This is a genomic window from Arthrobacter sp. B0316-5-4 (assembly GCF_059090325.1).
Genome location: NZ_JBNHFN010000006.1, coordinates 103,420 through 127,007 on the forward strand (window position 1 = coordinate 103,420; position 23,588 = coordinate 127,007).

The window sequence follows — 23,588 nt, forward strand, 5'->3', positions numbered from 1 at the left end:
TCAAAGCATCTTTCGGGCGCGCAGGTACTGGCCTAACTCGTCATAGGATCCGTTGGCATTGCCGAATTCCACCACGTTCTTGGCTGTTTGAAGCCAGGTCCGTGTTGAAGGCTGGATGTCTTTGAGCGCCTCGTTGACATGCGACATGGAGATTGCCTGGACCGAGCCCTTCCGAAGTGACTCCATCATCGCCTTCTCAGCTGCGGTCGTGACAACGTGCTCAAGATCCGCTCCGGAGAAGTCTTCCGTCCGCGCAGCTATCTTCCGCACGTCGATACCAGCGATAGGGCGCGACGAGAAGTGATGCTTGAGAATCGCCTCGCGGGCCGGCCGGTCCGGGGGCAGCACCAGCAACATACGGTCCAAACGTCCGGGCCGCAACAGCGCGGTGTCGATGTCCCACGGCTGGTTGGTCGCCGCGAGGACAAAAAGGCCATCGTTCTGGGCGTCCATGGAATCAAGCTCGAGCAACAACTGGTTCACGGTCTGTCGCATCCACGCGGCTCCCCCGGACAGGGCGGAGCGTTTGGCCGCTACCGAGTCGATCTCGTCCAGGAAGAGGACAGCCGGCGCAGCACGCCGCGCCGCTTGGAAGATCCCATGAAGGTTCTTTTCGGTCTCACCAATGTATTTATCAAAAATATCCGTCATCGTGGCTGTCATGAAGGACGCCCCGAGCTCCCCCGCCACAGCCCGGGCCATGAAGGTCTTGCCGCACCCAGGAGGACCGTAAAGCAGCAAGCCACCACGAAGCGACTTCCCAAAAGCCTTGGCCACCTCGGGATTCCGCATCGGCTCAAGGAAGGACTCGTTCAAGCGGGCTTTGACGTCCTCCAAACCACCGACATCGGCCAGGGTCACGACAGGCCGGTCAATGTCGAACAAAGCCGCCCCCGTACCCTCGGCGTGTACAGAAAGTGCCTGCGGGTCGCCGTCGGGATCGTTCTCAACAAAGGGCGCCGGGAGCGAATGTCCCAGTTCCTGTTCAGCGCGATGCCAGTCGAAATCCCTTGCGACCTGTGATTTTGGAGCATTTGTGGATTCCTGGCCATTAGTGGAGAGGGCAGCCGAAGCGGTAATGAGGATCTCTATGGTCTCAGCGTTGTCCGCATCGATCGCGAGGACCGTGTTCAGGTGGTCGATGGCTTCGGCATGGCGCCCTGCCTGGACCAGGAGCTTGGCCACGTTAATCCGCAATGGAACGTTGTCCGGTAGCCGCTCAAGTGCCGCGAGCAACCCATCGATGGCGGCTGCATTCATTGCTCCCCAACTTTCATGGCGACGTCGGCGGGCCGCCCATCAGGTTCCCCAGAAACCACTGTTCCCAAGCACCTCGGGGGACCCGCCGCCGTCATAACTCCAGCCGGCCGCAGTCGCGGCCACAGCAGTACCTTAGTCGTTGATACTGGATCCTTCGGGCAATAAGACGACATCTGAGGACTCAGCGGGGCGGCGGCCTCCTACTACCTCATGAAAGCGAAGGCGCCTAAGACGATCGCACCGCTGATGAAACCAATAACTCCCAGCACTTTCCCCGCCGTAGCTTTTACACCATAAGCTTCTGCTTTTCGTGCGTTGATGAAGGCGAGGGCACCTAAGGGAAGGCCGAGAATAAACAGGCTGATGACGCCGAGGATGACTGAGGTCTTTCGGTGCTTTGCGCCGAGGATCTGATCTTGTTCGACTGGTGCATGGGTCGAGATGGTCATGGGGTTCTCCAATTGAATGAAATATATGAATATAAGACTATGGCTCAATGCCGGCCAAATCTAACAATATTGCTAGCACTTTCCCTACCACAACTCTTGTGAAAGAGTATCTCGGTCTAGCCAAAATCCTAGGTGTGAATGCCTTCGCTGGGCGGGTTGAGGGTAATAAAAGCCTTCGTTCTGGCCAGTTGACGGAATGTCGATCAGCCAGATTCGACCGGTTGAAAGTACCAGATCCGCAATAGGAGGCCGTTGCCTTCACTCACTTTGGGGGTCAGCGTACTCAAGCCAGTCTTGGTAATCCTCTAGCAGACTCTGTACACCAGAGCTCTCCTCAGGTCCTAGATTGCCTGCAGCGAGACCCACCTGCATGCACTTGATCATTACCTCAACGGTCGATCTATCAAAACCATCAACCATGAACTTTTTTGGGTCAAGCAGGACTACGTCGTCGCTAAAGTCTGGAAGAAGTCTCCCTCGAATCTCCATTGCCTTATCGCGGGTAAGACCGGGTATTGCGATTCCCCAAGGATCAGTTCTCATTTTTTATACCACTCCAAAGTTCATCAAATGACGGGGGTCTGCTGCACGTTGAGGGATCGGTTTGCGTACACGTTGTGGACGGGCGTTGCTTTGCTTCGCTATCCGCATGCCCAGTCGAAAGTTTCGGATTCCAGGTCGAATTGAGCGTTGCCGCCTCCGCCGAAGTTGAGCCCTGAGATCTCCTCCAGTTCGAGGTACCACGGAGTGAGGCCCTCGGGCATAGCTTGGATGGGGAAAGCTGTGCCACCCAAGTGGCAGGTGCCGAAAAGAGGTCCTGCCCACTCAGCTAGGTCGCCCGCGGCAGTCGCGGGATGAATATACCCATCGGCATCTACTTCGTCTCCCCAGAATTCAACGGGTGTCTTGCCAGCGTTCGGATCGACACGCGGAATCAACCAAACGTCGATGGTCGGTTCGACGATGTCCCAGGCATTTGTGCCCTGGGACTCGTCTATATGCTCACCCTCGATACGAAGGTCCGGGTGGGGTGCTGTCGGGCCAACTGCTAGCTCATCATGGGTAAGCCAGAGGATCGCGAACTCTCCGTCGATCAGATCTCTGCGCCTCATCAGACCGGGGTGGTTCTCGGCCGCGGCAAGGTCGCGGAGGAACGGATCGGCTGATTCCGGGCTAGGGATGGGAGATTCGTCTTCCACTGCGAATTGGCCCTCACCAGCAAAAATGGCGACCCCCGGATACTGGGGCCCACGCCTTTGGAAGTCACCGGGGAGCCAGAGAGTGAGCACATGCATCATGGGCAAACCAGTGTTGAGGCTTCGCGGCCAGTGCGTCCAACGAACGCCCGGCCCATGACTTCCCGTCCACCCAGAGGGCGGATGGCTAGGCAGAGCCGCCTCGGCAGTCCGTCCTGGCGCTTTGCCCAGACCGTTGCCACAACGAAAGGCAAGGTTCCAAGCGATCATCTCAGTCATGGCACCACCATATGGGCTGTCCGGCCGAATCAAACCCAACCGGACTCTAGGTGCGCGGTAAGGGATCGATGCTCCTATGGATCGTCAAGCGGCATTGGCGAGTTCCTCTGTAGTGTTGGCAGGTTGCAGGGCGGCGTAGATTTCTCGTGCTACGTAGCGTTTGAGGCAACGGATGATTTCGGGTTTGGACAGGCCTTGATGAGTTCGCCGGTCAGCGTAGGCGCGGGTTCGTGCGTCGTAGCGCAGGCGTCCGAGAACGACGATGTAGAGAGCGTTGTTGGCGGCGCGATCACCGCCTCGATTGAGTCGGTGGCGGTGGGTTCTGCCGCTGCTGGCCGGGATGGGAGCGGCTCCGCAAAGGTGCGCGAACGCAGCCTCGGATCGTAGCCGGTCGGGGTTGTCTCCGGCGGTGACGAGTAGTTGTCCGGCGACTTCGGTGCCGACACCAGGAAGGGCAAGCAGGTGTGGTGCGGCTACGGTAACGAGCTCCTTAAGCTCAATGTCGGCCTCTGCGATCTCTTCTGTGAGGTGTTGGTGACGACGTGCCAGACGACGCAACGCGGTCTTGGTAGCGTGCTCTGGTTCGCCGAGATGACCGGTTGGCCGCATCTTGGCACAGATCTTGATCAGTACCGTCGTACTCAGATGGCGTAGCTGCTCTCGTAGCTGCGCCGGAGCGGTGATCAGCAGGGCTTTGAGCTGGTTTGTGGCTTGGGTTCGGGCTTTTACGGCGCCGTTGCGGGCTACGCGAAGCGCACGGATCGCTTCAATCTTCCCGTTGCGCGTCTTGGGTTGGCCCTCGGCGGTCCCTGATAGCGCAGCCCGGGCAGCCGCATACGCATCAAGCGGATCAGACTTTCCCTTTGCTCGGCGCGCTGAGCGGTCGGGTCGATTGACCTCCACCACCGTCACGCCGGCTTCTTCCAGGTGCCGGGTGAGCCCGGCACCATAGGTGCCTGTGCCTTCAATTCCGACGCGCTCGAGCTCGCCGTGTCGATTCAGCCAGGTGCTCAATGCCTGGTAGCCGGCGGGTGTCGTGGGAAACTCCCGGTCGCCAAGATGGCCCCCGACATGGTCCAGGACCGCGGCGTGATGAGTATGTGCGTGCGTGTCTATGCCGCCTGTAACGATGCCGGCAGCGGGGATCATGCGGGTCATGGCCCTACCTCTTCTCGATCGCGTTCAACTTCGTCCTTTGAGTTGGCACACGATGTTCGGGTGGGACGGACAAGCCAGTGATGGGCGCCTTAAACGCACGCTCCTATGAGGTCACGCCACCGAGCCATTCGCATGCAGTGGCACCACCCATCAAGTCGACCAATCGATCCAAGGACAGCAGAATCGCGTCAGGCTTACGGTGAGTCAGACTCAGCAGGTGGTGCCACCTACATCCTCACTGGCTTACGGCACTCCTTTGGTTACCCGACGCCGTGAGAGACACTCTTCGATTTGGGGTGCCGGCCCGTGGGCAGGGCTAGGGCGAAGGGGAGCGTAGTAGAAAGGGACGCTGGGCGTCCGGTGGATGGGCGCCGATCAGGTTGAAGCCCTCAGAGCTGCGCAGCTCGGGGGAAAGTATTTGACTCGGTGCCCTTATGATCCAGTTATGACCTGCTGAAGGATGGATATGAGTTTATTCCGTCTGCGGTGGCTGCCAGTTCCAGTTCGCAGCCGACCGAGTAAGGCGTATTCACCTGATTGTCGCAGTGGACTTTATGCATCAGGGGCGATCACTGACCGTCGCTGAGAGGCCGGCCGTGAGGTTAGCCGCAGCCTGAGGGCAACGGCCACCTCGTCGGCGGGTCCACAAAGCTCGGGCGTGGACAGCTGGAATAGTGCTTCCGCCAGGAATTCGCGATCTTGGGGATTCAGTGCAATGTCTTCGCGGCCCTGGAGCTGCTCCGCCCAGGCGCGAAGATCATCTGCACTAATCTTCCCGGCGCGGAACTCGTCAAGTGCATGGCCGATATCCTGAGGAAAAGCAGTGGCTAATTCCTCTTGAGAGGACCATTCAAACGACAATAATCGAGCCGATGACTCGCCTAGTGGGCGACGCAACTGTACGAGATCATAGAGCGCTTCTCGTCTTTGATCATGCGGCACCACGAGGTTCCTCCTTCAGTCCAACAATCACGGAAAGTAAGCCAACTCACTGGAAGTCTGTCACGTGCTACTGTCCGCTGAGGGATCCCCAATTGGTGTGCCCCAAAGCTCTGGCCTGGAAAGCGCCTATCAAGAATCAGCTCCTGTGTTCAGCGACGACTTCCCCACGTCTTGTGCCAGTACCCAGCGTCCTTGCTGCCGGTGTGTAGGATAGCGTCCGGCTGCGGCGAAGCTGGCCACATCTCAAGCAGGTAGTAATCGACCACCTCTTCGGAGAATTCTCCGTCATGGCCTTCGTCGCGACCCTTCGCGCTGACACGCAAACGGTAGCTTCCTGACGGCACGTCGCGTAGGTCGCCGTTCGTCTCATCCGCCCACGATGCCCATCGCATGTGATGGTCCTCGGGGAGCACAAACGATACTTCGACGATGTCCTCCCACGAGGAATCGCTGTTCAGCTCTGCTGGCTCGTCCAGACGAATTATCCGCACCGACGACCCGCCGGAACGGCGGCCGAAGTGGAGATAGACGCCATCAGGATTGGACGCCCCAACCAAGCCGTTGACCTGGTTTATGAAGAAGTGTTCAAAGATTCCATCGAAGCCATAGCCAGCCCAATAAAGGTCGAATTGTCCGTAGTCGGTCTTGATGACTTGGTCCAGCAACACTTTTTCCACGGCAACAGCATATGGGTGGAACAGGAGATGTCATTCAGCTACGTCCTTGAAGTACTGCGCCATGTCGCAGTTGCCGATCAGCCGCGCCAGCCCCGCGAGAGTTCTGGCCACTTGCATTGAGGCAGACAGGGTCAGCCCCCGTACGAAATCAGGAGCCGGGGAGGATTGGGACAACGCGAATGGTCATGTCCTAGTGCAAGCAAACATCAGTGTCCGGTAGGGAATCCTCAATCGGACACAGAACGGCCGCTGGGCCATCGGCTAACGGGCGGGGCGATGAGTGAAGAACGCGACAGCGAGACCTTCTCAATGCGGTAAGCGAAAAACGGTAGCGAGAAGGCCAGCGCAAAGACAGGCCTCTCCGTTCAGTCCTTTACGCTGAGCTCACCTATTAGGGCTACAGGGGTGTTTCGTACGGGGCAGATCCAAACACCTTGGCCGTCGACCACTTGGGCGGACAAAGGATGATTGTCGGGATGCCAAGGGCACTGAGGCCAATTGCTGTTGGTGGGGCCGTTTTCTTCGATAACCCATTCCTGGACCTGGTCCGCCACCGATACGAGCTGCTCGGACTGTGGTAGGTCGCCCTTGACCGACACGCCCTGGCCTGTGGAATCCCGGGCACTGTAGAGCATTGCAGAGAACATCTGCGGGTCGTCGTCCCAGTCGCTTTCTTCAATGCGTGGTTCCTCAAGCCCGCCGGAGCTCACATCCCGCAACACGTGACGGATTATCTCTACAATCCCTGCTCCCAAGAAAACCATTCTCGTCTCGCTCCCGTCTTGTGCCCGCTTCCGCCGCCAAGGCCTCTTCATTTGCTGGATTACTTCTGACCGGACCGCTAATTCGATGAAACGGCACTCCGGAAATCAAGAATCAATCTATTGGGGAAATATTCGCGTCCCGGCACCAAATTCAGGCAAGCAATCATAGGAATTTTGCAGCGTTGGGCTTGTTGCTTCTAAGAGTTGCACCCAGCGCCCAAGCCGCCGGCTTGGAAATCCCGCCGACGATTCGCCTACCGGCGCTGAGCACCTGGGATCGACACTTGCTGCACAATCAGTTGATCCACTGCTGTACAGAAGTCGGTATGTACATGAGAACGCTCAGAAGGGCCCACGTCGCGATTCCGTAGCCAATCACCAGACCGGCTAGGGCTAAACCCCGCCCCTTCTGGTGCTTCAGTTTGATCTGATTCAGCGAGATATGCCCGGCACCCACAGCGAAAGTGGCTAGAACACCGAGGCCGAAGATCCAGATCCCGGCCAAGGCCACACCGGCAAGAACTACTGCAACGATCGCCAAATTGTTTATTGGGCGAGTGCTGGGCCGTACATCGGTTGACGCCGAACTCACAACTCCCCCGTCTCGTAAGCGTCAACCGAGTGTAACCACAAACATCACCGGTTTACATATCCCCTCTGTGGTCACTGCGTGCTGAATTTCTGCCAGCTCGGAAGCACCACCAAATAGATAGGCCCAGCAGAACCAGATCCAGTGTCACGGCTATCCAAAAGAGCATCGTTGCTTGTCTGCCTTCGGACAACGAGATGATCGTGCTGGTCAATAACAGCCCCGACAAGAGCACACCGTATATAGCTTGGCCTCTTGTCGGCTTCCAACTTCTCGCTGTCATCCCCCGAGCCTAACCACCTTTAAGCGTCAGCGAGTAGTCATAAAGGAATTAGCGCGAATGCCACATCAGAGACTGAGATAGAGGGTTTCCTTCGAGTTGTCGACGAAAGTCACTTCGATGGGTACCCGCTGATCGGAAGAGTTTGTTATCTCGGCACCGGGCAGCCAGAACGCGAACCGCCCTTTGGAAACCGTCGCTTCGATCCGTTTTCCCGCGGCGCTGTTGTACACGATCGCAGTGACATCTGCGCCTACTCGACCAGCGGCCATGGACAGGGGCGTGTCGGAGATGACACCTGTCCCCAGTTCTGATGCCCTGACGCCACGAGCCGATAGAGGGGCACCAGATGCCGGCTTTCCTATAGAGCCTATTGACCCTTTGTTGAACCACGGAGCCGAGGCATCTGTGGTGCAGGTTGCTTCGAAGCCGTCGGCCCCTGTGAGGACCACTGTTGTCCAGGCACCTCGTCGCTCGGCGATCGCGACGTCGGCCGCGGCCAGATCGTCTGCGTACATACCACCGCCGACGCTTTCGCGTGAGCGGAGGCAGTCGGAAACAGCGTTATCCCGTTCGGTGCCGCTGAGCTGACCAGGCGCGGCAGTCCACGTTGCAAAGGCGGGGTCTCCCCCGGAAAGTGCCGGAACAAATATGAGGGCGGCGGTCACCAGGACCGTAGAGCCAGCCAGAGCCAGGGTTTTCCAACGCCGGTCGAAACGTGGGTGCGCCGGCAAAGCAGAAATGCTGGGTTTACTTTCGAGAATGCGTCTAAGGTCTTCCTCGCGTTGGTGCGGATCAAAAGCCGGGTTCTGCTCAGCTGCATCCATGGACAAGAGGACTTCTGCAATGTGCTGGTTGCTTTTCATGGTGTCGATGCCTTTTCTGAAAGCGTCGGGGTAGGCGTGGCATGAGCGTTGTGCGGGGAATTCTCCAGCAGGAGCCGCAAAGCTCGTCGGGCTCGGGTGAGGCGCAATCGAAAAGCCACAGGGGAGATTCCGACGACACGGGCTGCTTGGGGCGCGGCCAGGTTTTCAAATACAGCGAGGGCGAGCGCTTCCTGATGGACCTCGGACAGGAGCGCCCAAGCCCTTCCCAGGTCAACACGGCTGCTGACCAGGTCAGCGTGGGACGCAGAATGTGATTCTGGCGTCGCTTCAGCAAGACGGACCCCGAGGGCCTGTTGCCGCTGTTCACTGCGACGGGCATTCAGCAACAGATTGCGTGCGATTCCAAAGATCCATGCTCGGGCGTCATCCTGGTTCCCCGGTACTTCATGGAATCGCCGCCAAACGATCAGAAATGTCTCCGCCACGACATCCTCGGCATTCGCCGGATCTGTTCGGCGTTGAACGAATTTCAAGAGGTCGGCGTATGCGGACTCATATAGAAACCGAAAGGCCCGTTGGCTGTCAGCGGCTCTCGATGGGTAGCTCATACCCTGTACCTGTCCGCCACATACCCAAGTGTGTCGCAGCCTTGGCGGAATTCTTGATTCCCACGCGCCCGCGATACTCCCAACCCCGAGCCATGGCAACCCGTTGTCCCCCGCAGAACCCCGGGGTAGGGTGACCGGACCGTCCAACCACATCATCGTCTGGGAAATTCTGGGAGACACCATGACACATGTGAGACGTCAGCTGGCTGCTGTCACGGCAGCCTTGGCTCTGACCGTGACCAGCGGAGCGATGGCTAGTCCAGCCTTCGCCGATCCCCGCCAAACAGACAAAAACCCTACGGTCACGGGCTACGGCGGGGCTGTCAGCACCGTGGATCCTGAAGCATCGGCGGCGGCCATCGAAGTGCTCCGGAAGGGTGGCAACGCGGCCGATGCAGCTGTCGCCGCAGCGGCCACCCTCGGCGTCACCGAACCGTATAGCGCCGGCATCGGCGGCGGTGGCTACTTTGTCTACTACGACGCCAAGACCAAGCAGGTTGGCACCATCGACGGCCGCGAAACTGCCCCGGCCGGCATCACCAACGATGCGTTCATCGACCCCGCCACCAAGAAGCCCTACAACTTCACCCCGGAACTGGTGAGCAGCGGCGTCTCGGTCGGAGTCCCCGGCACTGCCGCAACATGGGAGCAAGCGCTGAAGCGTTGGGGCAGCATGGATTTGGGCGAGGCTCTGAAACCGGCCATCAAGGTAGCTACCCGCGGGTTCGTGGTGGACAACACCTTCCGCAAGCAGACCCTCGACAACAAGCTCCGCTTCGACGCCTTCACCTCCACGCAGGACCTGTTCCTTCCCGGTGGCGACGCTCCCGCCGTCGGAAGCGTGTTCCAGAACCACGATCTCGCGGCGACGTACAAGCTACTCGCCAAAGAGGGCGCTGACGCCTTCTATCGCGGCCCTCTTGCCGAAGAAATCGCCAAAACCGTCCAGGCTCCCCCGAAGACCGCGGACACAGCACTTCCCGTCCCTGTCGGTTCAATGACCGCGGCCGACCTGGCCAATTACAAGGTGAAGAACCAGGACGCCACCAAGGTGCAGTACCGCGGATACGACGTCTACGGCATGGCTCCCTCCAGCAGCGGCGGCACCACGGTGGGCGAAGCGTTGAACATCCTGGAGAACTACAACCTCAAGGACATGCAGCCGGTGGACGCCCTGCATCACTACATCGAGGCCAGTTCGCTTGCCTACGCTGATCGTGGTGCCTACGTGGGCGATCCCAACTTCGTCAATGTCCCCACCGAGACCCTGCTGAGTGATGTGTTCGCTAAGGAACGTGCTTGCGGGATCGGTCCAACGGCCGCCATGAAGCCGGTCGCTCCCGGCAACATACAAACGTACGACGGCGTGTGCCCGCCTTCTGCGGCACCGCTCGCCGATGAGACGGATACGGAGAACATTTCGACGACGAACATGACTGTCGCCGACAAGTGGGGCAACGTCGTGGAGTACACGCTGACGATCGAGCAGACCGGCGGTTCCGGGATTGTTGTGCCCGGCCGTGGCTTCCTGCTCAACAACGAACTGACCGACTTCAGCACGGAATACAAAGCCACTGACCCGAACCGAATCGAAGCGGGCAAGCGTCCCCGGTCGTCGATGTCGCCCACCATCATCCTGAAGGACGGCAATCCGTTCCTGGCCCTCGGCTCCCCCGGCGGTTCCACCATCATCACTACGGTCCTGCAAACCATCCTGAACCGGGTGGACCTGGGAATGACGGTATCCGAGGCGCTTGCCGCGCCACGTGCTGCACCTAGGAACGGCACAACAGTAACTTCCGAACCAGCCTTCATCGCCAAGTATGGCGACGCGCTGAAGGCCTTGGGCCACCAGCTGGTTCCTGCCGGTGACGGCCTCACATCAGATCCGGAAATCGGTGCCGCGACAGCAATCGAGTTCAACAAGGACGGATCAACAACAGCTGCTGCGGAGCCGGTTCGTCGAGGCGGCGGTTCAGCGATGGTGGTCAAACCAACCAAGGGGCGCTGAGGTTGAGCCCGCGCCTCAAGGACGGCGGTTGTACTTGAGCTCCCTGCTGAATCTCCACGCCATCACCAACGAGGCCGCCGCGATGATGACCCCGGAAACCGTGGACCACCACGCTTGATTGGTATTGGACACAAAAATGGAGACGGCATAAGCGGCCAGCACCAACGAAAGGAGCAGCCAAACCAGGGGTTTTCGATTCACAATGTATTCCTAATATGTGGTGATTTTCAGGCCAGGTCACGCTTCACGAACACCGTGAATGCTGCCGCTGCCACCAGTACAAGCCAGCCCGCGGCTCCACAGAAAGCCCCCGACGCCGGTATGTTGACAGCCGCTTGTTGAGCCCAGTCGGCGGCCAGCACGGGGAAGAAGAACGTCCCCATTGGCTGTGAGGGGTCGGGCAACAGCCCGGGGAGGGCCACGCTGAGTGGAATCGCAAAGAGGCTGACCAGGTGGTTCCGGAGAAGGGAACCGAGGGCGAAGCCCCAGAGTGCCCCCATGGCGGCTGTTCCTGCAAAGACCAGGACAAGGGATGGACTCAGCGTCCAAGCAACCTTGAGAACTGCTCCAGAAAGGCCTAAAGCCGAGCCAACAACCGCCCCGGTAAAGAGGGCTGCCGCCGCCGTCGAGAGTGCGCGCCCAAGGAACGCCGGTCTCCGCTGGAACAGCAAGACCCGGCGGTTGAAGCTGCCTGCCCGGTAGTCGGCGGTGAACGAGAATGACCCGAACACCGCGGAGACGGTCAGCACCAACGAAGTCACCGCTTCCAGTAAGACCGCCGACAAGCCGGGCGTTTCAACTCCGGCGTCACTGGTGCCCGCAACGAGCAGCATTCCGGTGAGTCCCAAAACAAGCGCGGCGCTGATGGCCGAGCCCTTCCATAACCACGGCCGCCGGAGGTCGGAAAGAAGAGCGGGTCCCAGGTTGACCACTAAAACTCCCTCCTCCGAACCACCCACAGCGCCCCTACGCCAGCAATGAGCGTCCAGGCAACGGACAGAAGGAACGCCGCTACGGGCTCCAGCAAACCTTCCATCGGCAGCGACACCACACCCGCCAGAGCACCGGAGGGAAGCCAGCGGGCAACCGCGGGAGCATTGGCCATCAACGGGAACTCAATGGCGAGTGGAATGAGCAAGGTGAGAATCGTCGTCGCGTAGTAGTGCTGGATGATCCAGCCGAGGGAACATCCCCAGAGCGCACCCAGGCTGGACGCGAGGACAACGGCGCCTAAGGCGCCCAGTGATTCAGGCGCCAGCAACTGCTCCCGGGTGGTCGGCGCCAGGGAGAACACCACGCTCCCGCCCCACACCACGATGCCTGCGAGCGCGGTACCCATTCCAACAGCGAGCGATGCAACGTACTTGGCGCTGAACACGCTCATCGCACCCGACGTCACCACGCTGCGCCGAATCGTCCCGTAATACGACTCCCGGGTGACCAGGTAGCTCCCCGCGAACGTTGCCACAGGGGCAATGCTGGCGGCGACGGCCCAGAAGATGTCCACGTTGTCCGCGGCCTGGAATCGATCCGAGTTTTGGGGCCAGCCGAGGAAGTTGGCCACGAACCATGGCACCAATCCGCTGAAGGCCAGGATGCCCAGAACTGAGTAGCCGCTGAAGTATCTGAGGAGTTCCGAACGGAGGCCGCAGGCCAAGCTGTTCATTCGGCCGCCGCCCCGAGAATCGTGAAGTACGCGGATTCAAGGCTGCCGCCGCCCATGGCCTTCGCCTCGTCCAGGGTTCCCCGGAACAGCGTTCTTTGCTTGAGAATGACTACTTCATCAGCTACCTGTTCCAGTTCCATAAGTTGGTGGCTCGAGACCAGTGCGCTCCCTCCTGCGGCAGCGAAATCGCGCAGGAACCATCGGAGCCATTGGATACCTTCGGGGTCCAGCCCGTTCGCCGGTTCATCGAGGACTAGGAGCTGTGGGTTCCCGACAAGAGCGGACGCAATCCCAAGGCGTTGCCGCATGCCCAACGAGTAGTCCCGGACCTTCCGGCCTGCGTCCGCGAGGAGATCCACCTGATCAAGGACGCGGTCGACACTTTCCCGGTCGGCCCCTGCCGCGAGTTGGCAGATCTGGAGGTGGCGCCGTCCGGTAAGCCCTGGCTCCACGTCCATCCCGTCCAGGTACACCCCCACCTTGGTGGCGGGCCGCCGCAGCGTCCGGTAGTCGGAGCCGAAAACGGTAGCCCGTCCGGAGGTCGCGTCCAACAGCCCGGTCAGGCCCGCGAGCGCAGTACTTTTCCCCGCCCCGTTAGGGCCTATCAGTCCCATAACGGTCCCGGCCCGAACGTCGAACGTCAGGTCTTCGACGGCGAATCTCGAGCCTCGTTTCTTGCTGAAATGCTCGAAGCTGGCATGGATTTTCATGGTCGCCCTTTCGACGCGTCGACTGGATGGAAAGGCCACAACGGCGACGTCGTGACCGACTCCCACAGCCACTCCCCTAGGCTTAATTGGCGTTGACTGGTGATTTCAGCACGCCCTGAGGAGGAAAGATTGGTCCCTGATTCCAAGCGCGCTGGGAACGCGAGGACGGGAAGGCGGTCGTCTTCCAGCGCTACCGGGACCAGCGTGTCCAGCGGTGCCATGGACTTCGACGGCGGTTGCTCACCGACCGTGGCCCGGCCCAGGTTCTCGTGAATGATCATTCCCTGCGATTGCAAGGTGACGTGGTCCCCGGGTGAAAGCGCAGAGGGCGAGCCTTCGAGCGGGATCACGACGCTCAATTGGCCATCGTGATAGGTGTACCCGGCTACCGTCACAGGCCTCACCGGAATGATGGCCAGGAGCAAGCCAGCGACCAGAAACCCCAGCAGCGCAACAAGGATCCGCCGCCACCGGGCACTTCCGTTCTTGGCCGCTGTGCTGAAAAACCGGTACACACTTTTGGCCGCCATTCCCACCAACAGGCAAAGGACCAGAAGAACAACCACGTGCCCCGGGTATCCGAGCTGCAGGAAGATCGGCATAAGTCGCTGGAACCCGACCAGCATGAAGACGATCCCGGAGATGAAGCATGCGAGTCCGAACCACGGCAGGAGGCCTTGGCTCCTGAAGGTCCTCTGCGAGCCGAGAACGCGGGAGCTAACGATCTCGCCCAGCGAGGTCAGCGATTTCTTCCGGAGGTGGGGGATGTCCACGGCGGACATCAACGCGACGTAGCCATCCAGTTTGATGAAAGGGAAAAGGTTCAGGACCGCCACGGCGTAGCAGATCAGGCCGTACAGGACTGCCGCGTCCTTCACGGATGACTCAGGAAGAAAAGCCTGGAGAGTCAAAGCGATACTGCCAAGCGCAACGTGTACCAGGGGGCCGGCGAGGGCAACCAGCACCCGTTGTTTTCGTGAGCTCAACCGCCACCCGTCTGTAACGTCGCAGAAGAACGCGGGCGACAGGTAGAACAGCATGATCCCGATGCGACGCGGGGTCCCGCCGAAGTAGCTGAGGGCCATCCCGTGCCCCAGCTCATGCAAGAGCGTGGACATGAACATGGCGCCAACAACGTACAAGTACGCTTCAATGGGAAGCGGCGAGGCGAGGACCCGCCATAGTTGCGGTCCCGCTATCGCGGCGCCTATCAAGCCTCCGAGCAGCAACAACAAAGCAAGGATGGCGGCAGCAGGTCGCATCATCGCGGCCACCACCGGCCGAAGTGCGTGCAGCAACGGGGCCGGATTGAACAGCGTGAACTGCAATGTCAGCGGCGCCCGGAACTGGACGCGACGTGCCTCTGCCGGCTGCGCGCCGCCGTCGAACATTCCGGTGTGCGCAAGCTGACGCACAATTCCCACGACGTCCGCAGATGTCCACGGCGACCCCAAGCGGACGGCAACCTGCCCCGGATCTTTATGGCCGTCCACCACTTTGAGGACATTGGCGACGTCGGCGGAGACGCGCGCTTTCGGCACACCGTTCACGGCAACAATCCACGGTCCGCCCTCCTGGAGCGGTTCGTCGATGGAAGCCGTGGGGGCTAGTTGAACCGGCCATTCCACGGTGGTTCCCGCTTTGGTTGCGCGGCTCATATCAGCGGATGCGGGGTAGAGGCCGTCCCGGACAGACCTTTGGTTTCGTCCATCGACAAGGGGACCGTACCGGGGCAGATGGCCTTGCCGGCCACCCAGCCCATGTCCCGGATGGGTACCGGGAGCCGGTGGGTGAGGCTGACCCACAAGGCGGTGATGCCCCTCCCCTCCACATGCCTTACCAGGGCGTCGACACTGGCTGCGGGCTGACGGGCTGGCAGCGGAGACGGCGTGAATGTGCTGACCCACTGAACCAACTCGCTGATGGCGGGTTCGGTGGTCCAGAAATCAGCGCGTGACTCGTCGTCGGTAACTTCCGGCGCGGGAACGGCAGCCTGTGTGCGGGCAAGGAAGAGTTCCCGTATCTGCAGTCCTTCCTGAAGCGCTCCCCGCAGCGCGGCTATCGGGTCCGGCGAGGCTTTCAACCCGACTGCACCGAATGGCTTGGGTCCGGAGGGGTTGGTAATGATACAAACCGCTGTCTCCAAAGGGCCGCCATGCTGAGGAACGAACGCGAGCGTAGGCTCCACCCCAGCTGCGCGGGCGGTGGCGAGAAGCGCTACCAAGCTTCGGTTGCCGGGCGCATCCTGCAGACCGGCGACGTCGAACAGGTAGAGCGGCGTCCTGTTACGCCAAGCGGAGAGGAAGGCATCGCGCTCCAGGACTTCAGCAATCCCCGCAGTCTTGGCAAAACTTTCGGACGGACCCGAAGCGGCACCATTCGGTGACGGATCGAAGAACGAGTCCCACGGATTTGGCTCCGCGAGCCCGGGGCCGTAATCCACCAGCGGCGCGGGAACGTACGTCGTCTTGTGCGTGAGGAGGTCAGTGGCGCGGTACCAAGGGAAATCGAACGCCAACGCCGACGCTCGACCCAGCCCGGCCGTGACGAAATCAAGGCGTTGCTCCTCGCTACCCGGCCGGGCACGAAGGTGCTCGTCATCGGTCTGCGCGGGTACCAAAGCGAAACGCTCCACAGCCTCACCGGCACCCCTGGTAAGGGAGGCGCGCTTGTTGACGTCAAAGGCGCCGACGGCGGATGCGAACCCAGGCTGGGAGGCCCGCGCTTGCGCGAGCACCCCCACGGTTCGCCATAAGCCGACGTCGTTCGGCACATACACGGAAGCTTCGGACACCAACCCTGAGGATGGGTCCAGCGTGCGTACGGGATCAAGGCTCATGCTGCGCACACCCACAGCTCAATGTCGTTCAGGCGGGAACTGCGGGACGCGATCCTAACCGGACGGCGTTCGCGGATGGTGAGTCCCTGGCCCACGATTTCCTCGGCGATGAGGTCATTGCTGACGAAGGCAACTTCGCTGGTATAGGCGGAGGACCGGTAGGTGTCGCCCTCGTTGAAGCTGACGTGGATCATGGTGACATGCCGTGCGCCATTAACGGGATCACGGCTTTCTGCGGTGATCAGGAATGAGTCCTCCCCGAACGCAGAGATGGTGGTGTAGCCGTCGCCGTCGTCGTCCGATGTTTCGTGGCTGTCAGCGTTCAGGACTGTCAGCAGGAAGACGCCGCCCGGCGTCAAAGAGTCACGGACCCGGCGGAAGAGCTCACGCCGTGCGGACACGTCAAGGAGGGTGATGGAACTGGCACCGAGTACCACGCAACCGTACCCGCCGTCGAGCTCAAAGCGGGACATGTCCGCCTCCACCAACTCCACGTTGACCTCCCGAGGATTGAAGGCCCGGCTGGCTACCCTCGCCTGCAGCAGTGCGAGCATTTCCGGTGAAGAGTCGACGGCGGTCAGCGGCCGTCCCAGCGTGAGAAGGGGCCGGGTGATCCGCCCCGAACCCGAAGCCAATTCGAGGATGGGACCGGACGTTTTGCGTGCCGCTGCCAGAATTTCGGGAAGTTCGGTGAGGTCGTTCGCGGTGATCCGGTCGTAGAGGCGGGACCCTGAAACGCTGTACAAATCCTCGGGTGGATCGAGGTGGCCGAGCACGCGCAGGATGGCGTCGGCGGCTTTGTCGGGTGCGGTTTTCATCAGCTGGTGTCCTCCGGGAGTTGGTTGGGCCGGGAATGCACGCGGGTGGCGACGGAACGGTGCACCACCCGCGTGCACCGGCTAGGTGGCGGCGATTCCGACGACGATGCCGGCGATGATGATGACGTCACCGACGCGGATGTACCACGGTGTATCGTCCGGGGTGTCGAGGTTCTCGAGCTCTTCGATGGACAGCTGGAGGTTCGAGGTTGCGATCATTGGCTCCTCCTTTCTCTTCTTTGGTTGTCTGTTCGATGCTTGCCATTTTTGGGCCGTGGCTGGCTTAGGTGATGCTGACGGCGATGATGCCGATGGCTACTCCCTGGGTGACTCCGATGAACCAGTTGTTGAAGTCCGGGGTATCCATCGACTCGATCTCCTGGATGGAGATGTTGAGCTGATCCTGCATGTGCGTTCACCTCCTCTCGGCGCAGAGTGGGCCTGCGGGCGTGCTTTTCCGCTGTGAGGCCGATCAGGTGATCGCCACCGCGATCCCCACCAAAGCCAGGCCGGCTGAGATTCCCTTGATGCGTTCGTCCCAGTCGTCCGGGACGTCCATGGGTTCAAGTTCCTGGATGCTGAGGTCCAGGGGCTTGAGTGCTGTGCTGCTGTTCATGTGCTTCACCTCCTCTCCCCTGCCACTCGTAGTTGGCCCACTGGGCTTGGCAAGATTTGGGCTGTTGCTGCGGCTCCGGCGAGCACGTGTTGCACCTGAACGGCGTCGATTCCGCGCAGCATGGGCAGCGCTCCGCCCCAGTTCTGGACGGTCGCGTCGGCGGTTCGCGACTCCGTGTCTTTGCTGATCGCGCCAAGCCCGGCTATGCCCCACCGCGACATCAACTCATCGATTCCCTCGCCAGGGCTGGGGTCAAGCGACGGCTCAACGTCCCTCACCACGGTCCACAGCTCGTGGAGCCGGGCTTTGTCGCCCCAGGCTGCTGCGCCGCTGGCGATCTCCCGCCAGATGGGACCGATTACTGACGCCGTCGCCGCCATCTTCCGTTCGCCGGTGACGTAGGCAAGCTCGTTGGCGACGTACCAATGTTTTGCGCCATAAGGGTTGCGTCCCATCAGCGCCCAACCGGTGTGGGTCTCCATGCTGAGGCGTCCCGCAGCCAGCCGCAGCTCCACGGAATCGCCCTGGAGCAGGCGTTGCCCCAGCCGGATGATCCGTTGGATGAGCGAGTAGCCGTCGTCGTCGAACATGTTCGCGGTGCTGCCGATCATGGTTCCAGCCACCCGAAGGAACGCTTCCAGGAGGCCCTCGAAGACCAACGCCGTCAGCAGGGTGGCGAGGTGGCCGGCGTCGAGCATTGCGGTGTCAGCCGCCAGTCGGCGGGAGACGATCAAACGGCGTCCGACGGCGGTGTCCAGGCACGCTACGCCGCTGACTTCCGCACCGGTCCCCACGGTGGACGGCATGAGGATGGTCTTGGGGCGTTCCTTGGTGGTGGTGACTGGAGGCAGGACCAGGAGTCCCGAGCGTTTGGCGTGCCGTTCCGCGAAAATGGGCAGGCTCGGGTCGGCTGTGAAAAGGGCGGCGAGTTTCACGGCGTCGAGAACCGACCCGCCTCCCAGCCCAACAACGGTCTGGAGTCCGTTCTCACGAATGAACGTTCCCACGGCTCGCAGGGTCCCAATGGCGACGGGTGCGGCCGTGAGTTCCAGGACCGGCACACCCTTGAGATCACCGGCCAGGAGTTTGTCCCGGTGCTGAGGCAGGGCCTTGTCCACCACCAGGCCGGTCCTTCCTCGGGTGATTCCACCGACGTACTTGGACGACATTCCTGCGTCCAGCACCACGCAGCGTGTCTTCCACAGGTGGTCGGCGATCATGCGAACACTCCATCGAAGTGGGCCGTGGTGAGGCCCGCTTTGAGGGCGATCCTGAGTTCCTCGAAGTCCTTTTGCGTGTAAACAAGGGCTGGCAGCAGCTGGATCCGCCCCGGCCCGGGCTGCACAATGGCGCCGGCGTGGTGGATCCGTTTCACCACCGCCAGCACACCGTTGGCTGAAAGGGGCAGCCCGTTGTTGGACAGCAGTTTGAGGCCCCGCATGCAGCCCCGGCCGGAGGCGTTACCCACACCCTTGGTTTCTTGGAGTTCGGCGATGAGTGTGTCCAGGCCATGTGAGACTTCTTTGTTGAGCGTCCGGAAGTCGAGCCTCCGCATTTCGTCGATGGTGCCCAGGATCGCGGCGCACGTTGCCGGGGTTCCTGCCTGGGTCTCGCCGTGGACGAAGACGGCCTCGTTCTTGTCGAAGGTTTCAGTGACCTTTTGGCTGATGAGCAGTGCGGCGCATGCGCTGGTGCCGTTGGTCAGGCCCTTGGACGTGATGATGACGTCCGGCTGCTGCTCCCACTCATCCGACGCGAACCACCCGCTCACCCGGCCGAAGCCAGTGGCAACCTCGTCGGCCACCAGAAGGAAGCCGTGCTGCTTCCTGTGCTTCATGACTTCTTCTAGGAAGTCCTGGGGCACCACTTCAGCGCCCGATCCAAGGACGGGTTCCACGATGACCGCCGCGATCCTGTGGCCTTCACGGCGCATCAGCTGGGCCAGTTCCTTGCCGTCGTCATCGAACGCTATGTGGCGGATGTTCCGCTGATCCACTGCGTACATGGCCTGCCCGAGTTCGTCGCCGCTCAGAGCCTGGCTTCCATACGTAAGCCCGTGATAGCTGCCTTTGAGGCCGACAACGACTTTCCGCTCGGGCTGTCCCTCGAGGACGAAGAACTGGCGGGCGAGCTTCATCACCGCGTCGTTGGCAGCACCTCCGGAGGTGGAAAACAAGACACGATGGAAGGCGTGCTTTGGCAGGCCCAGGAGGGCCGTGGAGGCATCGATGGCTTGGCGATGGGCCGAACGGAATAGCGGCAAATACGACGCTGCTTGGAGCTCCGCACTGATGTTCGCGGCAATGTGCTGGTTGCCGTAACCCAGGTTGGCGTTCCAGAGTCCGCTCTTGGCGCACAGCCTCCGCCGCCCATCCTCAAAGGTGACGTGAACGCCGTCGGCCTTCACTGCTGTGTAGCTGTCCGCAGCGAAATCATGCTGGGTGGTCAGGGGAACCCAGAGTGGCAGCTGTGTACGTGGCGTGGGGAGGATCGGTGTGACGGTCATCAGTTCGCACCCATGATGTCGATGCCCAGCTGCTCAAAGCGGGCCAGGACAGCTCGTGCGGATCCTTCAGCGATTGTGGCTGTCACCTTGAGGTGAGGTGCTGTCCTGATGGCCGCAGCTTTGACGTCCCGCAGGTTGGAGACGGCTTCGATGATGACTGCGGCATCCGGTCCGAGCTTGAAGAGACGGCCCGTCTTCGTGTCCAAAAGGGTGTGGTCCGAGCCCCTTTTGAGGATGAAGGGGGCTTGTGGTGAGGGGAGGTTGTCGCTTGGTGCTGCGCCGTAAAGGCTCGTGCCAAATCCCACCAGCTTGGTGGTGGAGCGCTCCTCACGGGGAATGAACTTCCACGCATCCAAGGCGGCCAAGTAGCGGGGTATCCAAGGTTTGGCCTCCAAGGAATCCTGAATGTCCCACGGGTAGTAGACGGCGGCGACGGCCGACTCCGGGCGGAGGGTGATGGCCCGTATGCGGAGATCTGCGAGTTCGTCACCCACCGCGCCGACCCTGGTTCCGTAGGGTCCGCTGAGGATGGATCCGTCCCAGGCAATGTGAAGCCGGGACAGCATGAGGTTGTTCTTCTGGGTGCCGGCCAGCAGTCCGCGTTCCGCCAGCACCGCGTTGACCTCGGTGAGTTGCGGGACGAAGTGGCCCGAGCTGCGGGCTTCGTCAGCATCGTCAAAGAAGGCTTGCCAGTCCTCTTTGGTGGTGATCCTGACGACGGTCACGCCCACCAGGTTCACGAACGGGATGGCTATGTAATCCTGGATCTCGAGGCTGAGCGTGCCGTCCACCAGGAGCTCTTCGCCGGCCACGTCGAACGATCCGGTGACCGTGACAATGCCTTGGTCCTCCTTGTCGCCGTTCATTGCCAGGATTTCGGAACCCTCGACGACGAGGGTCTTGGCGTAATCCGTGTGCTCGGGATTCTCTACGAAAATGACATGGCCTGGAATGCGGCCCGGAATGCCGGTGACCCACTGGTCCGTGGCGGCGGCAATGCTCTGTTGCTGACTCAGCTTCAATTCCCCAACCCCAATAGTCGTTCACGTTCTTCTGGAGCGGCCGCGGTGCTTCACCGCGGGCTCGTTCTGGGAAGGACACTATGGGCGGGCTGGAGGGCCACAGGGTGGAAAGCGAAAACTAGGTGGTGAAGAAGGTGGAATTGGGGGTGATTTAGGGGTACCTAGGTGGTGGATCGTGGGCTTCTAGGTGGTGCTGGGTGAGGTGGTTCCGGAGGGGCGGCGTCGAGTAGCCTGCCTTATGGAGTCATTCACGTGGGCCAAAGCCCCTGCAGAAAACCCGGATAAAACCAAGGTCGCTGTGCTGCTGCCGGGGTCAGGGTATCCAGTGGAAGGCCCAGTCCTTTTCTGGATCGGGGAAATGTTGGGATCGCTTGGCTGGCACGTTCAGGCCGTACGGTGGACTCCCGATGATTCGCCCAGTGCTGACCCGCACTCATTTCTGGCCCGGGCCGTCGAAAGCGCCTTCGCTTCTTCTCCGGATGCCCACCAGAAGTTGATTGTTGCCAAGTCATTCAGCACGTTGAGCATTCCTTGGGCAGAGGAGAACCGCATCCCAGGTATCTGGCTGACGCCGCTGCTTACGGATTCCGTTGTCCGGAGCACGATCGCGGCAACGTCCAAAGAGGACCTTTTTGTTGGCGGTTCGCTGGACAAGCTGTGGGACGGCGGACGGAAATCCGAGCGATGCGGGACGTTCGTGGAGGTGCCGGGAGCCGATCATTCTTTGCAGATCCCTGAGGATTGGCGGGCTTCGCAGAGGGTTCAGGGCGAGGTGTTCGGACGGGTTGAGGAGTTTGTTTTGGCACTTTTCTAGGACTCCTGTTGCCATGGTGCAAACTACCTCCGGAGCTTCATAGAGTCCGGCTTTGTGTTCCTCCGCATCATAAAAGTGTCACAGCTGACACCTAGCTTTTGAGTAAGCAAACGGCAACGCCAGCTGAAAGAAGGAAGGAAGAGCAGCATTGAACGGCACTAAGCTCCGACACCCCGATCGGCAGAAATCGAAAGTCAGACGCGGCGACTTCAAACGGACCCACTCTTCAGCCCGTCACTCGCTAAATGATTCGCACGCGGTGGGTCGCGCCGAGCATTCACGCCTGATCCTGAACGGCCTGATCATAACGCTTTACGTGCCAATCGGCGCCGCAGTCATGGTGCTCGTTGGAGCAACGATGCCCGCGTGGACAGTGTTCGACGGGGCCCTCGACGTAGATCCCTCGCGACTGCGCGCGTATCTTCAGGTTTTTACCATTGATGCGGGAGGATTCGCTGGCTACATAGCATTCGGGGGCTTGCTACTCGCCGTCAACAGGATCGAAACAACATCCCAGAAAGAGCTGGACGCCGATTCGGCCGTCAGGATGTTCATGGTCTTGCGTTTCAGGAACCTAATACAGTGGGCTTCCTTGATGGGTGCAGCAACCGCTCCTTCCGGGGGCCTCCTGTGGATACTACTAAGCACAGACCGGCCTGACTGGTTGAAGTCATCGGCCTCAATTCTTATCGCAACTCTGGCGTTGTGGGCTGTCTTACTCCTGGCGGCACCGGGCAGTGGATACTTTGGTCTCAAGTCCGTCGCCAAAGAGTGGGATCTCAATCACACGGCCTTTCGCCGAGATAACATCGCCAGGACTTGGGGAAACCGCTGGGGGATCCGCATAGACAGGGCCGATCCCAATCGGTGGCAACTGGCAAAGATAGCCTGGCGATGGGTGGTGATTTCCCTCCTGGCGGCGGGGGAAATCGTTCTTATATCGCAAATGTATGACGAGGTGAAGCCCGACTGGAGCCAACCAGAATTCTTGCGGATCGTGGTATTTCTCTTCGTATTCAATGCATACTTCGGCGGCTTGGTTCTGGCGTCAACAGGATGGATCGCGGAGCTGGCAATCGCTGCCTCCAACCGTGGGTGGTTTAAGACTTCCCGCTTGGCCAAGCTCGTCGCCCTCTTGATAGGACCGAGTGCCGCCGCAATCGCTTTCAGCTTTGATTACGCCCCGTTTACGGTGATGGCTTGGAGCGTAGCGGCCGTGCAAGTGGCTTATGCACTGGGAATTTTGAATCAGGGAAATTTGCGGTCGCCTGCCTGGTGGCCCGTCCGGGGTATGGTCTTGAACGCTAGATCACAGTCCCACGAATGGGCGAATCGCCGGTGGCGAGAGCTTGATGAATCGCTTACCAAGGGGCTGGCTGAGCTGCCTGTGAGGGATCGGAAACGTAAAGAGAAAGAGATCTCCGAGTGGCGCCAAAGTTTTCAGAAAATGGAACCTTAGCAGCCGATTATCAGACCTAAGCGATCGCGGGGTGATGACCCCAAAGCCAGCAGGGGATGACGATTCCCTGGCAACACAATACCGTGGACAGTATACTT

27 protein-coding genes are annotated in these 23,588 nt (G+C 60.6%); 3 read left to right on the top strand and 24 right to left on the bottom strand.

The window, feature by feature from the left end:
* The 11 genes from AC5RU9_RS18705 to AC5RU9_RS18755 form a co-directional block, all read right to left on the bottom strand.
* Positions 1-1,260 (bottom strand): tetratricopeptide repeat protein, encoded by a 1,260-nt coding sequence (locus tag AC5RU9_RS18705; RefSeq protein WP_494017627.1) that lies wholly within the window; start codon positions 1,258-1,260, stop codon positions 1-3.
* Positions 1,261-1,463: 203 nt separating this feature from the next.
* Entirely contained in the window at positions 1,464-1,709 is a 246-nt protein-coding gene (locus tag AC5RU9_RS18710) for a hypothetical protein (RefSeq protein WP_494017628.1), read from the bottom strand.
* A gap of 258 nt (positions 1,710-1,967) precedes the next feature.
* Positions 1,968-2,252: a hypothetical protein gene (locus AC5RU9_RS18715; RefSeq protein ID WP_494017629.1), complete on the bottom strand. Its 285-nt coding sequence runs from the start codon at positions 2,250-2,252 to the stop codon at positions 1,968-1,970.
* Positions 2,253-2,350: 98 nt separating this feature from the next.
* Positions 2,351-2,908 (bottom strand): hypothetical protein, encoded by a 558-nt coding sequence (locus AC5RU9_RS18720; protein ID WP_494017630.1) that lies wholly within the window; start codon positions 2,906-2,908, stop codon positions 2,351-2,353.
* Positions 2,909-3,268: 360 nt separating this feature from the next.
* A complete protein-coding gene (locus AC5RU9_RS18725) occupies positions 3,269-4,342 on the bottom strand; it encodes an IS110 family RNA-guided transposase (RefSeq protein WP_494017631.1) in 1,074 nt (357 codons plus the stop codon).
* A gap of 552 nt (positions 4,343-4,894) precedes the next feature.
* Positions 4,895-5,287, bottom strand: coding sequence for a hypothetical protein (locus tag AC5RU9_RS18730; RefSeq protein WP_494017632.1), 393 nt, complete (start codon positions 5,285-5,287; stop codon positions 4,895-4,897).
* 146 nt (positions 5,288-5,433) lie between these two features.
* Positions 5,434-5,961: a hypothetical protein gene (locus tag AC5RU9_RS18735; RefSeq protein WP_494017633.1), complete on the bottom strand. Its 528-nt coding sequence runs from the start codon at positions 5,959-5,961 to the stop codon at positions 5,434-5,436.
* Positions 5,962-6,326: 365 nt separating this feature from the next.
* On the bottom strand, positions 6,327-6,683 hold the full coding sequence (locus AC5RU9_RS18740; protein WP_494017634.1) for a hypothetical protein: 357 nt from the start codon (positions 6,681-6,683) through the stop codon (positions 6,327-6,329).
* Positions 6,684-7,020: 337 nt separating this feature from the next.
* The gene (locus AC5RU9_RS18745) at positions 7,021-7,266 is read right to left on the bottom strand and encodes a DUF4190 domain-containing protein (protein ID WP_494017635.1); all 246 of its coding nucleotides are present in this window, start codon (positions 7,264-7,266) and stop codon (positions 7,021-7,023) included.
* Between the two features lie 396 nt (positions 7,267-7,662).
* Positions 7,663-8,460, bottom strand: coding sequence for a hypothetical protein (locus AC5RU9_RS18750; RefSeq protein WP_494017636.1), 798 nt, complete (start codon positions 8,458-8,460; stop codon positions 7,663-7,665).
* Positions 8,457-9,212 (bottom strand): RNA polymerase sigma factor, encoded by a 756-nt coding sequence (locus AC5RU9_RS18755; protein ID WP_494017637.1) that lies wholly within the window; start codon positions 9,210-9,212, stop codon positions 8,457-8,459. Before AC5RU9_RS18755 ends, AC5RU9_RS18750 begins: the two co-directional genes overlap by 4 nt.
* On the opposite strand from AC5RU9_RS18755, the gene ggt reads away from it, so the two are divergent.
* Complete coding sequence (gene ggt / locus AC5RU9_RS18760; protein WP_494017638.1) at positions 9,211-11,040, top strand: gamma-glutamyltransferase; 1,830 nt, start codon at positions 9,211-9,213, stop codon at positions 11,038-11,040. The genes AC5RU9_RS18755 and ggt overlap by 2 nt on opposite strands.
* A gap of 15 nt (positions 11,041-11,055) precedes the next feature.
* On the opposite strand, the gene AC5RU9_RS18765 is transcribed toward ggt, so the two are convergent.
* The 13 genes from AC5RU9_RS18765 to mpaB form a co-directional block, all read right to left on the bottom strand.
* Positions 11,056-11,241, bottom strand: coding sequence for a hypothetical protein (locus AC5RU9_RS18765; RefSeq protein ID WP_494017639.1), 186 nt, complete (start codon positions 11,239-11,241; stop codon positions 11,056-11,058).
* 26 nt (positions 11,242-11,267) lie between these two features.
* The gene (locus AC5RU9_RS18770) at positions 11,268-11,972 is read right to left on the bottom strand and encodes a hypothetical protein (protein WP_494017640.1); all 705 of its coding nucleotides are present in this window, start codon (positions 11,970-11,972) and stop codon (positions 11,268-11,270) included.
* Positions 11,972-12,706, bottom strand: coding sequence for a hypothetical protein (locus tag AC5RU9_RS18775; RefSeq protein WP_494017641.1), 735 nt, complete (start codon positions 12,704-12,706; stop codon positions 11,972-11,974). The genes AC5RU9_RS18770 and AC5RU9_RS18775 overlap by 1 nt, the downstream gene beginning before the upstream one ends.
* Entirely contained in the window at positions 12,703-13,416 is a 714-nt protein-coding gene (locus AC5RU9_RS18780; RefSeq protein ID WP_494017642.1) for an ABC transporter ATP-binding protein, read from the bottom strand. The genes AC5RU9_RS18775 and AC5RU9_RS18780 overlap by 4 nt, the downstream gene beginning before the upstream one ends.
* Entirely contained in the window at positions 13,413-15,074 is a 1,662-nt protein-coding gene (gene mpaP, locus AC5RU9_RS18785) for a daptide biosynthesis intramembrane metalloprotease (protein ID WP_494017643.1), read from the bottom strand. Before mpaP ends, AC5RU9_RS18780 begins: the two co-directional genes overlap by 4 nt.
* The gene (locus AC5RU9_RS18790) at positions 15,071-16,255 is read right to left on the bottom strand and encodes a YcaO-like family protein (RefSeq protein WP_494017644.1); all 1,185 of its coding nucleotides are present in this window, start codon (positions 16,253-16,255) and stop codon (positions 15,071-15,073) included. Before AC5RU9_RS18790 ends, mpaP begins: the two co-directional genes overlap by 4 nt.
* Positions 16,252-17,073 (bottom strand): daptide-type RiPP biosynthesis methyltransferase, encoded by an 822-nt coding sequence (mpaM, locus tag AC5RU9_RS18795; RefSeq protein WP_494017645.1) that lies wholly within the window; start codon positions 17,071-17,073, stop codon positions 16,252-16,254. The genes AC5RU9_RS18790 and mpaM overlap by 4 nt, the downstream gene beginning before the upstream one ends.
* 81 nt (positions 17,074-17,154) lie before the next feature.
* Positions 17,155-17,292, bottom strand: a complete 138-nt coding sequence (locus tag AC5RU9_RS18800; RefSeq protein WP_211713282.1) for a daptide-type RiPP — start codon at positions 17,290-17,292, stop codon at positions 17,155-17,157.
* Between the two features lie 64 nt (positions 17,293-17,356).
* The gene (locus AC5RU9_RS18805) at positions 17,357-17,482 is read right to left on the bottom strand and encodes a daptide-type RiPP (protein WP_255773712.1); all 126 of its coding nucleotides are present in this window, start codon (positions 17,480-17,482) and stop codon (positions 17,357-17,359) included.
* A gap of 63 nt (positions 17,483-17,545) precedes the next feature.
* Complete coding sequence (locus AC5RU9_RS18810) at positions 17,546-17,689, bottom strand: daptide-type RiPP (protein ID WP_235517646.1); 144 nt, start codon at positions 17,687-17,689, stop codon at positions 17,546-17,548.
* Positions 17,690-17,694: 5 nt separating this feature from the next.
* Positions 17,695-18,909, bottom strand: a complete 1,215-nt coding sequence (gene mpaC / locus AC5RU9_RS18815) for a daptide-type RiPP biosynthesis dehydogenase (RefSeq protein ID WP_494017646.1) — start codon at positions 18,907-18,909, stop codon at positions 17,695-17,697.
* Entirely contained in the window at positions 18,906-20,195 is a 1,290-nt protein-coding gene (gene mpaD / locus AC5RU9_RS18820; protein ID WP_494017647.1) for a daptide-type RiPP biosynthesis aminotransferase, read from the bottom strand. The genes mpaC and mpaD overlap by 4 nt, the downstream gene beginning before the upstream one ends.
* A complete protein-coding gene (mpaB, locus tag AC5RU9_RS18825) occupies positions 20,195-21,217 on the bottom strand; it encodes a daptide biosynthesis RiPP recognition protein (protein ID WP_494017648.1) in 1,023 nt (340 codons plus the stop codon). The genes mpaD and mpaB overlap by 1 nt, the downstream gene beginning before the upstream one ends.
* A 238-nt stretch (positions 21,218-21,455) precedes the next feature.
* On the opposite strand from mpaB, the gene AC5RU9_RS18830 reads away from it, so the two are divergent.
* Both AC5RU9_RS18830 and AC5RU9_RS18835 read left to right on the top strand, forming a co-directional pair.
* On the top strand, positions 21,456-22,031 hold the full coding sequence (locus AC5RU9_RS18830) for a hypothetical protein (RefSeq protein WP_494017649.1): 576 nt from the start codon (positions 21,456-21,458) through the stop codon (positions 22,029-22,031).
* 259 nt (positions 22,032-22,290) lie between these two features.
* Entirely contained in the window at positions 22,291-23,490 is a 1,200-nt protein-coding gene (locus AC5RU9_RS18835; RefSeq protein WP_494017650.1) for a hypothetical protein, read from the top strand.
* Positions 23,491-23,588 lie beyond the last annotated feature (98 nt).